Below are 16,977 nucleotides of genomic sequence, written 5' to 3'. Positions count from 1 at the left end.
AATCCATGAAACCGATTGCACTTTGTTCCGATGACTATGCGCAGAATCCAGGGATTGATGCCGGCATTCTTGAGTTATTGGCTGTAGGTCGCCTTAGCGCAGTCAGTTGTTTTAGCACTGCGCCTAATTGGTTGTCGATATCGGCACCGCCTTTGCGCGCTTATCGCGAGCAAGCTGATATCGGTTTGCATTTCAATTTGACCGAGGGTTTTGGTGCCAACGCACCTAGTTTGAATACAGTTATTTTACGCAGCCTGCTGCGCAGCATGGATCTGCGAAAAGTGGAGCTCGAACTGGAGCGTCAGCTTGATGCATTTGAAGATGGATTCGGACAAGCACCGGATTTTATCGATGGTCATCAGCATGTGCATCAATTCGCAGGCGTGCGCCAAATTCTGCTGAAGGTGATCAAGCGGCGTTATGCCGATCATGCGATCTGGGTACGCAACACTGTGCCTGCAAATTCTGAGTGGAATGGTAAGCCGCAAATTTTAAAATATCTTGGTGGTCAGTCGCTTGCCAAAGATTTGCAGAATGCGAGAGTTGCCAGCAATAACGGTTTTGCAGGTGTGTACGGCTTTGATCAAGAAGACTACGCAGCTTGTTTTAAAGTCTGGCTCGATGCTGCACAAGCCGGCATGCTAATCATGTGTCACCCAGCGACGGAAGCCTATCCCGATGATGAGATTGCGCAACAACGCGTAGTCGAATATCGTTTCTTTCAATCAGAAAAATTTGAACAGATGCTTGCTGCTACGCAGACCAAGCTAGAACGTTTATCACTTCAGAATGCATAAATTGCATAAGACAGAAACGACAAAGCCGCTGATTAATCAGCGGCTTGGCGTATTAGTGGTGGAGGCGGCGGGAATCGAACCCGCGTCCCGAAGCACTCTACCGTAATGGCTAACCCTTTGATTCCCATGACTTGCCGTTCTGATTAGGCTCGTTTGGACACCTCATTCGGGGTGCCAATCGGGGTTTGATTGTATCAGTCGCCGCTTTCACCCGTCTTTGATTTAGCTCACATCTCCAATCGCCTTCATTCCAAGTTGTGCGCAGACTATCCTTGGTATAGCTGTGACAGCGCAAACTTTGACCAGGGGGATCCAATTATGCTTTTTTCATTCGAGTATCAAAACTTTATACCGGCTATTTTTCTTTGTTCTATGGCATGCACTTGATGGAACACGTTCACTCACTGATATCAAATCGAGACTTCATCGCAGGTCAGCCCGCTTTGAACGTTCGAGAAATGTTCATCAACCATGATGATCTTTTTAATGTTGATGTAATTGGTGCTTGGCTGTTCATTGACCTAGCGACGGCAGAAGCAACAATCGAGAAATTGGTCGAAAGCGGGTATCTTGAGATTCTTAACCATCACGATAACGTGTGCCAGTTAACTAGGACTGCGCTGGCGATCGCCTTAGTCAAATCCGCTCCCTACCTACCTTTATCTCGTGCCAGTACCGCTAAGGTCGTCCTGGAGCTTCTTCAAGAGATCAGACTGGTAAATGCAAGTCCATTAGCACACCGTATTGACTCTATTGAACTTCATGGTAGTTTGCTTACGAACCCCGTCGACGATCCACAATGCATACAAGCGGAAATCAATGTGTCATGGGTGATGGGAAATCGCTTGGCACGCACGGCTAAACACGTTACTTCTGTATAGCGGTACAGGCGGCATAAAGCAGATGTCGCTGTGAAAGCCACGCCAAGATTGTCTTGCAACCCTGGCTGTGTACCGTATAAATATCTTCAACTTGATGTCTACAGCGTCGGTCTAGCCCATTCGTATATCTGTTCCGCCAGTCCATCTGCAGTGTCTAAGCCTACTACTCGAAAGCCGTCGCGTTCCAGCTTCCAGCTTTGTTCGGCGACTACATTTTCGATCTTGTTCCATTCTGCAGGTTGTAACCTACTACGCTCGGGCAACATCATGAATACGCCCTTATCTTTCAAATTTTGCATCCGAGCATATGCCGAGAGGTCAAGATTTGCTCGCAATAGGTTCATTTCAGTAGAGTTCGGCGTCTTATACACTGCCGACACAACACTACCGCATGCACTTTGAGTTTTAAGGTTAATGTCGAAGTAATGCGAATGCCCGTTTTCTCCAGGGACAATGATTCCCTCTTGAGTGTCTAGCACTATCTTTTCATAATCATTTCGCGCTAGCTTTTTAAGGGCTTCATTGACCAACGACCGCACTTTTGCGGTATCCATACTATCGAACTGTTTTCCCTGTTTCTTTTCCTCATGAGGCTCAAGGATAATCAGTTCCTTATAAAGACGAAGAACAATAGCCTCCGAAGACTCTCCCGAGGTGTGGGCGGGCTCAGAAATAAAGATATTAGCCGATCCGAAATCCACTCTATCAACAGTGAACTTTGCCTGAGCGGCGTTGCGCAATACTTCTTCGGCGCGCCCCAGCATGTCAGCAACCATTCCTCGGTTGAGCTGATTTCCATATATACAGTCGAACTTACTGAAGTCGCTGAGTAGGTGATAGTGCAATCGGTCACCGTCGTGAAAAATTACTCCCACGCTGAAGTGTTGCGGGACAAATAGATCCGGCTGCAGTTCCACGGTCATCCAGCGTCCTTCGTGCATGGACTGAGTTATTTTTTCGGATGCAGCGATGATATGTGCGAACGGATGTCCGTCTTGATTAAAGAAATTAATAGTCATACCGTCACCTTCAGCTCATTAGACATCCAGCCTTTTTGGCAACGCTCATCCAAGAAAATTTCAACATCTTTCCAAAGATCAGCCGATTGAGTGGCGCCGGGCAAAACTGCGCTTAGAAATGACATGCACCGCACTCTCATGTTTGTGATTGCTACGTCGTGCATGCACGCGGCAGCTGCCATATCGCATTTGAATTTCAAGAATCGAGCTGGTTTCATTCGTATCTCAGCTTCTTTTAGTAAGCTTCTGAGTTCGAAATTGATGCCACTGGGCTTGTAGAGCAGAGCATGCAAAAGTGCCTCATGATCAATTGCTACATACCTACCATCTGCACCTTTGATTACGTTACCGTAGTTTCTATCCTGATTATCAACCCAATAATCAAAAGACGCCATGACCGCAGTATTTGCCGCTTCCAGGCACTTATGTTTTCCTCTATCTAGCCAGAAGGCCCATTTGCTCAGTTGTGCTACGGCCGAGCCGTCGACAATTTCAACGCACCAAGCAGGATATTCGGTGTGACTATGTAAAAAGTCTGGCAAAGCCATGCAATCGCTCAGTTTGGCGATTGGAACCATCAAGACTGCGGCAAATGCTGGGATGTGTACATCCGTTGCTCCAGCAAGCAGCCACCCTAACCCTTCGCAGATCAAACCTGGGCGAGCCGACAAATCTACAAACTTCACCGCGCATTTTCGGCGCTTGCCTTGAGCGTCTTTAACGATAGCAAAATGGATAGCGGTTTCGTTTAATGTTTTACCTTTAGGCTTTCCGCGAAATTCTTGCCAAGCGGACGAACTCAATATTTGAGGCATATTCCGACCTATTAGTTTTTATAATATTTACGCAGTGTAATTTATTATCGCTCCCTCCGATATCACATACATATGGCGGTAATAGAGCAAGCAATCACGCTCGCGTCAGACACTTCATGCTGCAATGGAAACCATTGTCATTGCCATTTTCCCCATTAACCGATCTGTTTCGAGTAGTATTTTCAGGATGCGCTGATAGTGCTGTACATCATTAAAGGTAAGGGCGCTACCTTTGCGGTCCTTAAGCCATTTTCGAGCAGGCTGATAGCCTCCAATGTATAAGTCCCAAGCCACTTGGGAAACATTGTCAAAATACTGAGTCGAATTGATCCAGATCTTGCCATTCTCGAAGCGATGTTTTTCGACGATGCTGGTGCCTTCACCCATAATTGGGAAGGATGTGGGGCCGACAGTGCTGCTGTCCATCAGGTGAAGTTTACGTAAAGTCGTACCTTGAGACGATATATCCCAAAACTCGTCCGGGGTTACAGGCCATGGAATGCGAGGAAAGTCTGACTTCAAAAACGGCGCGTAAATTTTTCGATAGTTCGGACAATGCAATACGCCATAAATGTAGTCAAAAATCTCTACCTCGTTAGGTTCGCCACGAGTAGGATGGGTGGCAATCTCTTTCAGGCGACGGTGTAGGTTCGGCTCAAAATTAATAAGGCGGGTCTGATCTAGTCCGTTTTCCTCTGGGTAGAGGTAAAGAGGGAAATTCATTGCATTCGAGCCTGTAGTGGCTGAAAAATAAATCGCCTCTGTGGGCTTGTCAGTTACAAATACGTGAGCGAAGTCCGCGTCTCGGTGTGCTTTCGATGTTACTAAGCCTATATTTTCGCCACGAATATAGTGCCGCATGACCTGTGCAACAGGCCAGCCGACTAAACCACGCGCTCGACCAGAATAAAATATAAAGCGCCGATCAAAAAGTCGATAACCAATCTCTTGAATAGGCACATCAGATACGTGATCTTTGATGTCTTTCTTGGCCCATTCGTATCGCCAATCACGAACATCTTTTGGTAAACGGTATTTCTGCCGCAGTTCCTGCTCGCTAAGTCCTAAAAAATCCTGAACGACCTGGGTCACTCCCTCTGGTGTGTGTTGGATATTTAAAGGATCACGCTTGGTGACAATGCCGTTTCCATGTAACGGCATTAGGTCACATAGCAGTATTCCATTGGAATAGATGTCAAGTCTGGAATGATCCGTCCTGACCAGCGCAAATCGAGGAGCTTTGTATTCCAACGGAGCGAAGATAGGCCCATCAATCTCTTCTTTTGAGAGTACGGCATATTTAGTTGCACGATCTCCCCAGAGATCACCATGCATTACACTTGCCAGGCCATTAGCATCGCCTTTCTTCTTTACCGCGACGATTATAGACACCCCTTGCTGGATATCGAAAACGTTCTTATCGGGCTTGCCTTCGGGCGTAACCTCTTTCTTTTTTGCGTTACCATGTAGATCCAGTATCCAGATCTTGTCGAAAGTTTTTAGTAGATGCCAGCGCATTCCACGGAAAGTAGGGTTGTCGAGGTAGCCATGGTTAGTGACGAAACCTAATACTCCCTCACCGTTCTTTTCGATTAAGTGTGAAGACATGCGGATAAACTTGACGTAAAGGTCGTTTAGCCATTTAGGATTCTTTTCCTTCAGTTTCTCCTTTCCTCCTGGCTCCTTTTTGTAATCGTCCATGAGCCCACCCAGCCAACCTTCCGATTTTCCGCCCTCCCCTAGATAGGGGGGATTGCCCACTACGCACATAATTGGCATGTCATGCTTGATCGTGTTGGCCTGTTTAACCTCGTTCGATAGCCATTGGGCAAAAGGTAGGGCTTGATTCGCAGGGTTGCCCTCCTCTAAAGAATTAGTCAAATAAACAGAAAGGCGTGGAGGCGCACCAGAAGGTTTGTAGCCCAACTCCGTTAAGATCATGTCGAGCTTCATGTGGCACATTGCGTAAGATGCCATCAACAGCTCAAAACCATGCAGACGACGAATCAATTCGTTTTCCACATAGGGCGACCACATACCTGATCCTACATTTTTAACCCTAGGTGCGATTTGTTTGATCACTTCAGCCAAAAAGGTGCCGGTTCCAGTAGCTGGATCCAAAATTTGGACCCGATGCACCTCTTTTTTGGTTGTAATTTTTCCCTTCTTGTCAGTTTGTCCTGTGTCCCAGTCAATTTTGATTTTGGAGCTGTCCGCAAGACCTTCTTGAATGCCAAATTCGGTTTGCAATACTTTGTCTACAGCACGAACAATGAAATTGACCACGGGTTCGGGGGTGTACCAAACGCCACGGGCCTTGCGCTTTGTCGGGTTATAAGCCGCAAGAAAGGTTTCGTAAAAATGTAGGAAGGGGTCGTTCCGACCCGTGAGCTTACCGAAACCCTCCATGATTTTGGCGACGTCAGCAGCTTGGAACACCGACGCTAGATCATCAATAATCCACGCGATACGTTCGTCAAGGTCATAGCCTGCCAAATAGGTGAACAGGTTACGCAGAAAAGGATTCGACTTTGGAAGAAGAGCTAAGGCCTCTTGGCGGCTGAAAGTTTCTAAGTTCGTATCGTGCAGACGGGCAGCGAACATGCCGTAAGCAATCGTCTCGGCGTAAATATCAGCGAAATCCTCGGGCGTGATGTCGTGGATCAAATGTTCTTTGAACGCGTGGTACTGTTCAGAGAGTTCCGTTTGCAAGTTTTCGTCAGCCTTGAGTGCTTTATGCAGAACATCTTTAATCAGCTGAGCCTTGCCCGCCATTTTCGTTGCTAGTACACGCGGACTGGTAATGGATTGCGGACGATGCGCGATAAATTCGCGCAAAAAAGTTTCCAGTCGCTCGTACTGGTTGGGATTGGGCTGAATGCCCATCAAATAGTCAGCAACAGTGACAGAAGCTACAAGATCACCGTTGCGATAGAAGTCCCAGTCGAGGCAGTTGGTGTAAATTAGATTCGGTAGAGCTTTGCGGTAGCGTTCCTGTTGATTCTTATTGGCATCCTTCATGCCACGAAGGCCAACATTAATATCTTTAGCCTCTACATGACCAATAGCTAGTTCATCGCGGTTGATGATGAAGTCTGGCGCCCCGCAAGCTACTCTTTTGGGTTCGTTTAGAGCCCTGATGTCTGTAGAAAGGTCTTGAAATAAAGCTTCAATGGCCGAACGGTAGGAATGTTCAGTTGCTATTCCGGTTTTATGTATATTCGTTACTTCGGTGATGAAATCTTCAATAATTTTCACGTGTACTTCTTTCGATTCATCGTACGTCAGCAACGCAACTGATCAGAACTGAACTGAACTGATTAGGCAGCCGAACTGGGTTTTACGTATTATCAATGACTACTCATTGCCAATCAATAAATAATAGTGGCTAGATTGCGTCGAGAGCTTAACCAAGGCATGCGTGCGACGGATCGATTTAAACGCGCTGTAGTAAACGATCGAACGCTTGTTGCTATGTTGGGCATGTGTCAATGATGAAAATGCAGCAGAAGGGCTGTAGCATTGCATGACAAACGTCCGCTTTGGGTCGAAAGGCAGACATTTAACATCTGCATGTTTGCGATGAAGTGGCAACTTTGAGATGCTACTTGGTAGCAAGGTTGATCCGCATACTCAACCATCTTGCAGACATTTCCCTTGTCCACGCAAGGCTTCTGCGGCAGTCGTTGCATACGTCGACACAGCCTCTGTCAGCCCACAATAAGTTCTGTGTAATGGAAACTGGACCGCGGTGAAACTGAATTAGACGATGTATAAGGACAGTTCAGATTTTCCCCGGAATGATGAAGGCATCCCTTCCGCGTCGACTCTTATATATCTAAGACTATCCAATGTATAAGACAAAAAACGGGCGAATTCCTTGAGCGTTTCTTATGCACGCTTTATCACTTTGCAGACTTTACCTGGATCGTGAACAACTCCGAAACGTCCACTTCAAACGCTGTCGCAAGCTTCTCAATAGCGTCTAGCGACGGGTTCGCATTACCGCGTTCTAGTCGGCTCATGTAGCTGCGCGCAAACCCGCAACGGTCAGCAAAGGCTTCCTGGGACATCCCAGTGTCAAGTCTCATAGCTTTCACCGTAGAGCCAAACTGTTTTCGAAGTGGAGTATTCACCCCCGAGAATGTGGGCTAATGTACACTGCATGGCCACGCTCTAATCGTTACCTCTCTAATCGAGACATCGATTTTAGGAGGCGCTTTTAGACGCTATCCATAATCCACTCCATGACTGCTACCGATGAAGAAACTCGCTTTTCTGACACCGCTATTTTTGCTCTGTCTGATTACAGGATGTACCAGTAAGGAACAACAAGCGAAATATGACAAAGAGAAAGCTGAGTGCGTTAGTCGGTTGGAATCGTTTACGCACTTTGGGTGCAAAGAATGCAACCTTAACGGCGGCGATCCTTGGAAAGCAAACTCGAAGGCAGATTATCTCGATGCAGCGGATGCATTACTCGTTGCCCAAACAACGCCCGCCGGCAGTGGCTATACCTGCTACGCGATGAAAAGTAGACTCAATATAGTGAGGCACACCATTCGAACAAAAGAGCCGAGCGAGCTTCGTGCGGAAGCGGAAGCGGCAAATGCAGCGTTCGACGCTACTCAGCGGGCTGGGTCAACTGAATACGAAAAGAAAGCGGTACGGCACATTCGTTCGGTGCCTGGTGTTGGGAATAGATACGACACTTACGTTATGAAGGACGGAACCACTCACACATGCCGGACAAGCATTACCGATGCAGGCAGAGCTGTGGACTGTGACTAAACGATTTATGCTGGGTGTGGTCTTCACCGAGCGGGCAAATTTTTGCGTAACTCTAAAGAGTACGGAACGAACAAGTGATTGTGTTGGATAGCTTCGAGCGTAGCTAAGGCAAACAAAAGAAAGAACCGGTTCAAATTCGAAGAATTTGAAGCTGTTAAGAAGCTTTTAATGGGGTTTCGGTACATGGGGCAGTTCTGGGCAAACTCCCCCTAACCCCAATACGATTGGGGGTTAGGTGGTTACCTGAGCTACCCCATAGGACATGGGTATAGTTTTTTATAAACTCAATCTCGATCGCAGTTATCTGTAGTGCATCAACTGATCGAGGTCAGGGGCGTTGATGCATGTCACCGGCACGGTCTGCGAAGCCTCTTGCGAGCCAACTCCACCGCTTGAAATATGCCGTAGCCTTCTATTTCCGAACTCATCGCGCCCGAACGTTAGGGTGCCGATAAAACGCGATGTACAACCGCTGAGCATACACGATTGGTAAACCGCTGCATATAAGGGTTGAGGATATGTTTTCTAACATCCGGCATTGTTAGCTTGGCGTGTTAACCTGACTACACATTAAACGATCGATTTGTCATGTAGTCAGGGGATGAAAATGGGGAAAAGATACATCGGTTACTTCAGGGTCTCTACACAGAAGCAGGGCATGTCAGGACTTGGGTTAGAAGCGCAACAAACCGCAGTTGACCAATTCACGTGCTATGACGAATGGATCAAGGTAAATGAATACGTTGAAATAGAATCGGGTCGAAGTGCAGCAAAAAGCAGGCCGCAGCTTCTAGCCGCGATCGCGCAATGCAAAAGGGAGGGTTGCACGCTGGTGATTGCCAAACTCGACCGTCTGGCGAGAGATGTAAGGTTCTTCTTAGAAACGCTAGACGATTCTGGTGTATCGATTAGGTTTGCCGAGTTTGCAGACATCGATCCAAAAACCGACGAGGGCAGAATGCTTCTAATTGGCATGGCAAACTTTGCTGAGTTTGAAGGCCGTCGGATTGGAAGCCGAACGAAGGCCGCACTAGCGGCAGCAAAGGCACGCGGTGTGATTCTAGGAGCCGCAGGTCATGCGAACCTCAAGCCATGCCTTGATAGAAGAATAGAAGACGCCAACCTCTTCGCAGAAAGAATGCGGGGTCAGATCGATGGCTTTAGACTGCGACTACTCACGCAACGTCAAATGGTTGCAGAATTGAACGATCTACGCATCGGCACTGCAACGGGTCGGACTTGGACATTGATCCAATTGCAACGATTGGTAGCTCGCTTGGCAATCTAATGGAATTGGTGAGTTAAGATCCACAAGCTTAGAAATACACGTTTCTTCAAGGGATCAATACTGCTTGATGGCTACTAACAATGAATCCATTCCGCCGGTTGAAGATATCCGGCGTCTATTCGATCTTGCAGATTCTGACGGGCTAAACGACTCCGAGCGGATCCTCACTTCGCTATGCAAGAAGTCATTCTTGCGGCTTTGGTCGCAACCTAATGTCTTCACCGATGAAGGGTTCAAGAACGGCAAAGCCAGCACAAGAGAATTGTGCGATGCGCTCGTGATTTTCGGCAGCGATATCATCGTTTTTTCGGACAAACACGTTACCTTCCAGACCAACAAAGATCTATCTGTAGCATGGGGTCGTTGGTATAAGCGAGCGATTTTAGAATCTTGTCAGCAGCTACACGGTGCAAGATCGTGGTTGCAGCGATTCCCAAATCGGACGTTTTTGGATGCGAAGTGTACGCGCCCGTTACCTGTAACCGTGCCAACCGATGTCCCAGTAAGAATTCATCTAGTAGCTGTTACTCGAGGCAGTCGCGAGCCTGCACTCGCTTTTAACGGCGGTTTAGGTTCATTAGCTTTGGATAGCTCCATTGAAGGCGATGCGCATCTGCGTAACCCATTTGCCGTTGGATTGCCTGAACCAAGTAAACACTTCGTACATGTCCTAGACGAAGTATCAGTTGAACTATTGCTTAGTGAGCTTGATACCGCTGCCGATCTACTTGACTATCTCAACAAACGAGAAGCCCTATTGGGACGGCGAGGAACATTAGTATCGGCCTGTGGTGAAGAGGATTTGCTAGCGCTGTATCTAGGAACCATGAACTCAGACGAATCCGAACACGTGTTTTTCAATATACCTGACGGCGAAGGGCAACCGGATACCGTACTCCTTGATACGGGTATCTACCAATCCTTAAAAGACAAGCCAGAATACATCCGTAAAAAACAAGCAGACTTAATCAGCTATGAATGGGACAAGCTTGTTGATAGGTTTCTAGAGTATGGCGATCCTAGCTTACAAAGCCAGTATGTCAATCAAACTGCTGTCGAAACGGAGCAGGGACTGCGCCTCATGGCTGCTGAAACGCGTTTCCGTCGACGCCAATTGGCTGAGGTGTTTATTGGTGCGCTACGAAACGCCGCGCCTGGAGAGCGCCGAAGTCGCTTATGCCCCGGAAATGTGCCGGAAGAGACTGTATATGTATTTCTTGTCGTGCCAAAACGCGCTGATGATACCTACGATGATTACCGACAATACCGTTTAGCTGTCTTGCATGCCTATGTGAAAACAGCAAAGCTGATTGCGCCTTTGGGAACAACGTTTGTCGGAATAGCTTTTGACAACATACACAAAGATTATCGGGGCGGTTCCGAGGACATGTTTATCTTGATGCAGAAAACCTGGACTATTGAAGAGATGGCGGAGCTTGAGTCTAAGCGGCGAGAATTTGGCTTGTGGGGTGACGCAATGGAGGTTTGGCGTTATCGTCAGGATGAATTTCCTCAAGCAGACCAACGGATTGCGCTTGAACGCATCAACGAAATTCCAACGAAATCTACACAATCGCGAGTAGTAGATAAAAAGAAGACTGCAAATCGGCTCAAGAAGATGCAGAAAGCGTCAAAACGCAAAAACCGCAAAAAGTAACTCCGAGCAACTGGTTATTTGTTTACCTTCGCGCCTCTATCCAAGTTAAGAAGGGATCAATATCGTCAATCATTGTGCCTGCGGCTTCATACTCATCGAGTTCCATGCTGAATTGAATCAGCAACTCGTGTGCAAGTACGGTGAGGCTTGAGCGACTGCTACGCATGTCAGTAGTCAGGGTAGACCAAGTTCCATGCAGAAGACGTGAGCGGTCTCTGACCAAGCCTTTTGCAAATTCCTTAACAGTGATAATGGAGTCGGGACTTAACGTTTGATCGGATTCTAGGCCATAGAAAGTCTTAATTGCCTGGATGATACGAACCTCACTACCTTTAGAGCTAACCGCGCACAGCAACACTTCGATCGCGGTTTCGAGTTTTGGTACCGCAATCGTATCTAGAGGTTCTGCAATCCCTTCATGAAACCAATAGGCGGCATCATTCCAGCTCTGATTTAGTCTTGGAAGAGACCCATGCCCGTTTAGGAATGCATTGATTCGCTTGCCAACTGAAGCAAGCACATGACTCTCTTGCGAGATTATTTTCTCAAGTACTGAGCCGTCAAATCCGTGTCCAGGTTGCTGGTTGGTCCCATCGGCAGAAACATGCCCATTTGATATGGATACTGAGTTTTTTAATTGCGGAACCCTTCTGGCATGCAAACGAGCAATGCGTTCCGAATATTTAAGCGGTACGATCAATTGCAGTGCGACGAGCGCGAGGTCCACCGCTAAATCGCCAATTTCCGCTGCTCTATTCGGTAAGCAATCATGTACTTCTATTTCGGCCATCCAGAGCGTGCCGTGTTGTCTCATTGCCTCATACATCTGCTCGAACACAAACGAATTAGGAACGGATTTTTCAGTAATTGGGATGAACTCGGTCAGGAAGGTGAAACGAATCGCCCCAATTGTGAACGACTTGGCAGGATAGGGATTGATGTCGCAAGGTATATATAAGTACGTACTCGTCGCCTTTGCGCAAAACCATGCTTCAATTTTTCGATCGATTGTAGCAATGGTATCGGCATCAACTTTGGCGGGAGCCTGATCAAAGAACTCCATTAGAGTATCGAAAACGGCATCGGATATTTCTTTGAAGGTACTGCCCCGTCGGTACCGATCCGTCCCCGTGTAGATCGCATGAGTAAGACCGTACAATGCATTGATGGCCTCCCGTTTAATGCCATGAACCTGGCCAGTCCTCAGACTTATACGCGCACGTATCAACGGTGAGTTATTCAGGTCGGCTTGGTTAAAAACACCGTTGGGCGACTCATAGCTTCCGAAATTGCTGAAAATCGTCTCTAAGTATTTGCGTTTTGGCATAGGGGACTGTCATGGTAAGTGCTGACGATGGTCAAATCGTTATTGCATTGTGGATTGTGCTGGATCTGGTACCTAATTCACTGAATCAACATTGCAGTTCACCGTGTTTGCTGTCTTCTTAAAGCTTTTTTCAGATCTCCAAGTTTCGGTGAAATGGACTGCAATCCGGCATAGTCAATTACACCTTCATAGCTGATTGAATGAATGGCATCTCGCCTGTCAAGTGCCGTGTAGTCCGTGTCCATGTCACCATACGCGTCATGGGTGTCTTCAATGGCACTGTGACCGACAACAAGCTTTCGTAGCTCCTTAGGCTGTCTGGCGGCCCGCATACGTCCGATTACACCATGCCGAAAGCTGTGGAATACTAGTTGCCTATCTGTGAGCTTGATACGGTCACAATATCGAGCAAATTGTTTCGATGCTGGCTGCCCAGGTCCGTCGCGGCCACCTACAAGATCTGGGAAAAGTCTAACGAACTTCGCATCCTTCAATGCTTTTGCATATTCAAGTAGTCCTAATTCGAGAAGTTTCGGATGAACTGGTACGAGGCGTTTTGCTGCTTCAGTTTTGAGATGCTTCTCTACCAAACAATCATCGTAATCTTCAATATCTGGCTCGTCTGTCACATTAAAACAATCAATGCCTGAAATGACAACAAGATCCGAAATTGAAAACTGTGCAATTTCGTTAATTCTCATTCCCGAATGTAAAGCTATCAAGGGAAGCCAAAACATGTACGGGCTTGGCTGATTACTTGATGCAAATGTTTGAGGATCGAAGACCTTGGCGAGTTCAAGATCAGTGAAAGGGCGCCGCACTTTCTTGGCTTTCTTGCGCTTGGTAATCTTGGTTGTTTCCAAGAGTACAAATGGCGGTTTTGACTCTAATCTACGAAACGTCCAAGACAGAAATGAATTGGTACGACGCGCTATATTTTTAGCGCTTTGAATACTAATGGATTTCAGCCGAAGTGCAATCATCTCGTCAATTCCGAGATGTTTTGATGATTGAATTTTCGTGCTGTTCGACGGGAGGCGAAAGATCACATCCTCAAAACGATTTTGATCGGCAATGCTTAAGTCATCAACCAGCTTGTCACCTACGATCTTAATAAACGTATTGATCGCTGCGTTATAGGATTCGAGTGTCTTCGCGTTTGGGCGGCTCTCTGCAGGCATACCATCGAAGTAAGGTTTAATGAAGCTGGATAATTTCAGGTCACTTTTTGGTTTCAGGCTTTTTTCTATCACCATCGACTTCATGAGCTGAATTTCCCGTTCGTGCGTTGCTTTATCTTGTCGATTTTTACTGCGGCTCTCTGCCAGCTCGGTATTAAGTTCATCAAGATGGATGGCTCGCTCATGCCTAGCTTCTGTGGCACGCATGTCGGCAATAAGTTTGGTTGTAATATCTTTTGAGTACATGGAACCGATCGTAGGGCAGAGCGGGTTAGCTCGAAGGACTTCAAACACTCGCCAGAACGTAGCAGAAAGAGATTGGGCTTCTCGACTTGCTAGGCGAACACTCGCAGTGCCAAGTCCAATGTATATCTCTTTGGTACAGAAGTGCTGCCGCAGGTCGAGCGGTATAGTGATTCTAAATTGCAGCGTACCTTGTCGGCTGCGATGTAGATGCGACGGGAACGATATCGACATGATCTTTTCGGGGTGGACATTCGGGGTTCCGAGCCAGATCAGATCGTCGTTAACGCAAAAACCGTTGACGGATCAACGGTTTAGCGTATGCGTGGTGGAGGCGGCGGGAATCGAACCCGCGTCCGAAAGTACTCTACAGACAGTTCTACATACTTAGCACTGCCATTTAATTTAACCGGTACAACGCGGACGTGCACGCTGTGTACAAGCGAGTTACCTATTATTTAGTGCGATGCCAAGTAACCCGACATTACACGAGTCCCTGTAAATGACTCTACAGCTTTTAACGGCCCACCCCAAGGACGAGGTGTTGTAGAGCTAACAGCAATTAAGCTGCTAGTGCGTACGAGTTATCGTTTGCAGTTAAGTTTTTTCAGGTTGTATTTACGAGGTAGCCCGCCCTCGGTATGCCCTGCACTGCTTTGCAACCCCCGTCGAAACCAGGTCGCCCCCATGCATTACTATTGTAACGTATTAGATGAGGCGCTTCACGCCTGATTCAAGGGCCTGTGTCGTTCGATGATGTGGCAGACTATAAGTCTTCGCGTAGGGGCTTATCAATGTTGGTTGAGCAATGCCAGCAATTGCTGCGGCGTCTCGACCAAGAAATCTGCTTTCCATGTTGCCGGTGCAACTTCACCGCAATAACCCCATGCCGCGGCGATGGTTGTCATACCCGCAGCTTGCCCAGCTTGAATATCGCGCAGATCGTCACCTACATACCAGCAGTGTTCAGCTTGAATATTGATGCGCTTAGCAGCTTCATACAAAGGTGCGGGATGCGGTTTTGGATGTGCGGTTGTGTCGCCTGAGATAACGCAGGCCGCGTGTTGCAGGCCGATCTTGGGTACGAGTTGGTCAGTGAGGTACGCGACCTTGTTGGTAACGATGCCCCATGCAATCCCTTTTTCCTGCAAGCCCGACAATAATTCTGTTACGCCATCAAACAATCGACTGTTCACCGCAATCGCGGTCTCATAGTTTTGCAAAAACTCGTCGCGCAGTTCTGGGTAGCTTTCATCTTGCGGGGTAATGCCGAATGCAACGCCGATCAAACCACGCGCACCCGCAGAAGCGACAGGGCGCAATAATTCATAATCAGTTGGTGCCATGCCGCGAGAAATACGCAATTGATTCACTGCGCCAGCCAAGTCGGGTGCGGTGTCCGCAAGTGTGCCATCTAGATCAAACAGGATGGCTTTAGGTTTAGGTAATGTCATGCGGATTCAATGAGGTGGTCAGATCAAGTGAACGCTTTATCGCGTCTGCGAAAAAGCGTTCACTGAAATTGAAAATCAGGCGGGCTTGGTGCAAGCGACCAGATAATTGACGCTTGTGTCTTGGTGCAACGAATAGATTTGCGTGAGCGGATTGAAACCCATTCCCTTCAACGCATCGATCGTCAATCCGGCTTCGCGCGCAAAGCGTGATAGCTCCGCAGGCGTGATGAATTTGGCGTAATCGTGCGTACCTTTTGGCAGCATGCGCAATAGATATTCTGCACCGATTACTGCGTGCAAATATGCTTTTGGATTGCGATTGATGGTGGAGAAAAATAGGTTGCCACCCGGTTTCACAAGTTTCGCACAAGCCGCGACGATGGCAGAAGGGTCGGGTACGTGTTCCAGCATTTCCATGCAGGTGACGATGTCGAATTTTCCTGCTTCACGTTCTGCAATACTTTCTGCAGCGATCAACTCATAACGCACTTGTACGCCTGATTCGAGGCTGTGCAAGTCAGCGACCTTGAGTGCTTTTTCGGACAGATCTATGCCGGTTACATTCGCGCCTTTTTTTGCCATTGATTCGGCAAGGATGCCGCCGCCGCAACCAATATCGATTACGGTTTTGCCCGCTAAAGGTGCGCGACTATTAATCCATTCAAGTCGTAATGGATTGATTTCATGCAAAGGACGAAATTCTGATGTGGGATCCCACCATTGATGGGCCAGATCGCTAAATTTTTTCAGTTCTAATGGGTCAGCATTCATGGGCTAAATAATAACTGGAAAGTGCAAAGAGCGGGATTCCATCAGTTGGAAATTCACTGCACAAATTATGTGCGAAAAAAAAACCCCGCCGAAGCGGGGTTTTTTAATTCGTATGAAACGAATTATTTACGTGTACCGACAACTTCGATTTCTACGCGACGATTTTGTGCGCGGCCAGCTGCTGTTTTGTTGGTAGCAACTGGTTGTTTCTCGCCTTTGCCTTCAGTGTAGACGCGTTTTGTATCAACACCTTTGTTCACGAGGTAGCCTTTAACAGCTTCAGCGCGGCGGATCGACAATTTTTGGTTGTAAGCATCGGAACCAACGGAGTCAGTGTGACCAACTGCGATGATAACTTCCAAGTTCAACGCGCCGAGCTTGGATGCCAGGTCGTCAAGCTTAGCTTTGCCGTCTGGTTTCAGAGTTGCTTTGTCAAAGTCAAAGAATGCATCAGCTGCAAATGTGACTTTTTCTGCTGTTGGAACTGGAGCTACTGCACCTGGAGCTGCTGGAGCTGCTGGAGCTGCTGCAGCTACCAACGCGCCGTCGCAACCTGCAACTGAATCAGCTGGAGTCCAGTAACCTGTGTGCCAGCACAAACCAGTGCCGCTACGAACGATAGTGCCGTTTGAAGCTTGAGCGTAAGCGCTTTTTGGAGTGCTTGCTTTGATGTCTGTTTGAGCTTGGGCCGAGAACGCAACGACCGCGGACGCAGCGAAGACGAGTTTTGCTAATTTATTCATATTTCTTTCT

General features: G+C 47.5%; 14 protein-coding genes and 1 other RNA gene. 5 read left to right on the top strand and 10 right to left on the bottom strand.

The genetic code is table 11. The features are described 5' to 3' along the window. Positions 1-5: 5 nt before the first annotated feature. Both Q7T66_RS16020 and Q7T66_RS16015 read left to right on the top strand, forming a co-directional pair. The gene (locus Q7T66_RS16020; RefSeq protein ID WP_304934102.1) at positions 6-797 is read left to right on the top strand and encodes a ChbG/HpnK family deacetylase; all 792 of its coding nucleotides are present in this window, start codon (positions 6-8) and stop codon (positions 795-797) included. 386 nt (positions 798-1,183) lie between these two features. Then, complete coding sequence (locus Q7T66_RS16015) at positions 1,184-1,678, top strand: hypothetical protein (RefSeq protein ID WP_304934101.1); 495 nt, start codon at positions 1,184-1,186, stop codon at positions 1,676-1,678. 98 nt (positions 1,679-1,776) lie between these two features. Here the strand turns inward: Q7T66_RS16015 and Q7T66_RS16010 are convergent, their stop codons facing one another. The 4 genes from Q7T66_RS16010 to Q7T66_RS15995 form a co-directional block, all read right to left on the bottom strand. Next, positions 1,777-2,697 (bottom strand): hypothetical protein, encoded by a 921-nt coding sequence (locus Q7T66_RS16010; protein ID WP_304934100.1) that lies wholly within the window; start codon positions 2,695-2,697, stop codon positions 1,777-1,779. Then, positions 2,694-3,512 carry a hypothetical protein gene (locus Q7T66_RS16005; protein WP_304934099.1) on the bottom strand — a complete coding sequence of 273 codons (819 nt, stop codon included), beginning with the start codon at positions 3,510-3,512 and terminating at the stop codon, positions 2,694-2,696. Before Q7T66_RS16005 ends, Q7T66_RS16010 begins: the two co-directional genes overlap by 4 nt. A gap of 114 nt (positions 3,513-3,626) precedes the next feature. Further along, positions 3,627-6,770 (bottom strand): type ISP restriction/modification enzyme, encoded by a 3,144-nt coding sequence (locus tag Q7T66_RS16000; RefSeq protein WP_304934098.1) that lies wholly within the window; start codon positions 6,768-6,770, stop codon positions 3,627-3,629. Between the two features lie 647 nt (positions 6,771-7,417). Next, complete coding sequence (locus Q7T66_RS15995) at positions 7,418-7,648, bottom strand: helix-turn-helix domain-containing protein (protein WP_304934097.1); 231 nt, start codon at positions 7,646-7,648, stop codon at positions 7,418-7,420. Positions 7,649-7,772: 124 nt separating this feature from the next. Between Q7T66_RS15995 and Q7T66_RS15990 the strand changes: the two genes are divergently transcribed. The 3 genes from Q7T66_RS15990 to Q7T66_RS15980 all read left to right on the top strand — a co-directional run bounded on the left by Q7T66_RS15990 (position 7,773) and on the right by Q7T66_RS15980 (position 11,248). Beyond that, positions 7,773-8,303, top strand: a complete 531-nt coding sequence (locus Q7T66_RS15990) for a hypothetical protein (protein ID WP_304934096.1) — start codon at positions 7,773-7,775, stop codon at positions 8,301-8,303. A gap of 601 nt (positions 8,304-8,904) precedes the next feature. Continuing rightward, complete coding sequence (locus tag Q7T66_RS15985) at positions 8,905-9,591, top strand: recombinase family protein (RefSeq protein ID WP_304934095.1); 687 nt, start codon at positions 8,905-8,907, stop codon at positions 9,589-9,591. A gap of 67 nt (positions 9,592-9,658) precedes the next feature. Further along, a complete protein-coding gene (locus Q7T66_RS15980) occupies positions 9,659-11,248 on the top strand; it encodes a hypothetical protein (RefSeq protein ID WP_304934094.1) in 1,590 nt (529 codons plus the stop codon). Positions 11,249-11,270: 22 nt separating this feature from the next. On the opposite strand, the gene Q7T66_RS15975 is transcribed toward Q7T66_RS15980, so the two are convergent. From Q7T66_RS15975 to ompA, 6 genes are all read right to left on the bottom strand, one after another. Then, a complete protein-coding gene (locus Q7T66_RS15975) occupies positions 11,271-12,575 on the bottom strand; it encodes a hypothetical protein (RefSeq protein WP_304934093.1) in 1,305 nt (434 codons plus the stop codon). Positions 12,576-12,673: 98 nt separating this feature from the next. After that, on the bottom strand, positions 12,674-14,233 hold the full coding sequence (locus Q7T66_RS15970; protein WP_304934092.1) for a site-specific integrase: 1,560 nt from the start codon (positions 14,231-14,233) through the stop codon (positions 12,674-12,676). 92 nt (positions 14,234-14,325) lie between these two features. Continuing rightward, positions 14,326-14,686: a transfer-messenger RNA gene (gene ssrA / locus Q7T66_RS15965) on the bottom strand. Positions 14,687-14,790: 104 nt separating this feature from the next. Continuing rightward, on the bottom strand, positions 14,791-15,453 hold the full coding sequence (locus Q7T66_RS15960) for an HAD family hydrolase (RefSeq protein ID WP_304934091.1): 663 nt from the start codon (positions 15,451-15,453) through the stop codon (positions 14,791-14,793). 75 nt (positions 15,454-15,528) lie between these two features. Next, entirely contained in the window at positions 15,529-16,224 is a 696-nt protein-coding gene (ubiG, locus tag Q7T66_RS15955; protein ID WP_304934090.1) for a bifunctional 2-polyprenyl-6-hydroxyphenol methylase/3-demethylubiquinol 3-O-methyltransferase UbiG, read from the bottom strand. Between the two features lie 122 nt (positions 16,225-16,346). Further along, a complete protein-coding gene (gene ompA, locus Q7T66_RS15950) occupies positions 16,347-16,967 on the bottom strand; it encodes an outer membrane protein OmpA (protein WP_304934089.1) in 621 nt (206 codons plus the stop codon). Positions 16,968-16,977: the final 10 nt, after the last annotated feature.

It is taken from the genome of Herminiimonas sp. (genome assembly GCF_030655415.1).
This window is presented reverse-complemented; position numbering and strand designations above follow the sequence as displayed.

Excerpts from the sequence above, each read along its gene's own strand:
- Q7T66_RS16015 (WP_304934101.1), top strand. The coding sequence starts at position 1,184 with ATGGAACACGTTCACTCACTGATATCAAATCGAGACTTCATCGCAGGT.
- Q7T66_RS15970 (WP_304934092.1), bottom strand. The coding sequence starts at position 14,233 with ATGTCGATATCGTTCCCGTCGCATCTACATCGCAGCCGACAAGGTACG.
- Q7T66_RS15985 (WP_304934095.1), top strand. The coding sequence starts at position 8,905 with ATGAAAATGGGGAAAAGATACATCGGTTACTTCAGGGTCTCTACACAG.
- Q7T66_RS15960 (WP_304934091.1), bottom strand. The coding sequence starts at position 15,453 with ATGACATTACCTAAACCTAAAGCCATCCTGTTTGATCTAGATGGCACA.
- Q7T66_RS15980 (WP_304934094.1), top strand. The coding sequence starts at position 9,659 with ATGGCTACTAACAATGAATCCATTCCGCCGGTTGAAGATATCCGGCGT.
- Q7T66_RS16020 (WP_304934102.1), top strand. The coding sequence starts at position 6 with ATGAAACCGATTGCACTTTGTTCCGATGACTATGCGCAGAATCCAGGG.
- ubiG (WP_304934090.1), bottom strand. The coding sequence starts at position 16,224 with ATGAATGCTGACCCATTAGAACTGAAAAAATTTAGCGATCTGGCCCAT.
- ompA (WP_304934089.1), bottom strand. The coding sequence starts at position 16,967 with ATGAATAAATTAGCAAAACTCGTCTTCGCTGCGTCCGCGGTCGTTGCG.
- Q7T66_RS16005 (WP_304934099.1), bottom strand. The coding sequence starts at position 3,512 with ATGCCTCAAATATTGAGTTCGTCCGCTTGGCAAGAATTTCGCGGAAAG.
- Q7T66_RS16010 (WP_304934100.1), bottom strand. The coding sequence starts at position 2,697 with ATGACTATTAATTTCTTTAATCAAGACGGACATCCGTTCGCACATATC.
- Q7T66_RS15990 (WP_304934096.1), top strand. The coding sequence starts at position 7,773 with ATGAAGAAACTCGCTTTTCTGACACCGCTATTTTTGCTCTGTCTGATT.
- Q7T66_RS15975 (WP_304934093.1), bottom strand. The coding sequence starts at position 12,575 with ATGCCAAAACGCAAATACTTAGAGACGATTTTCAGCAATTTCGGAAGC.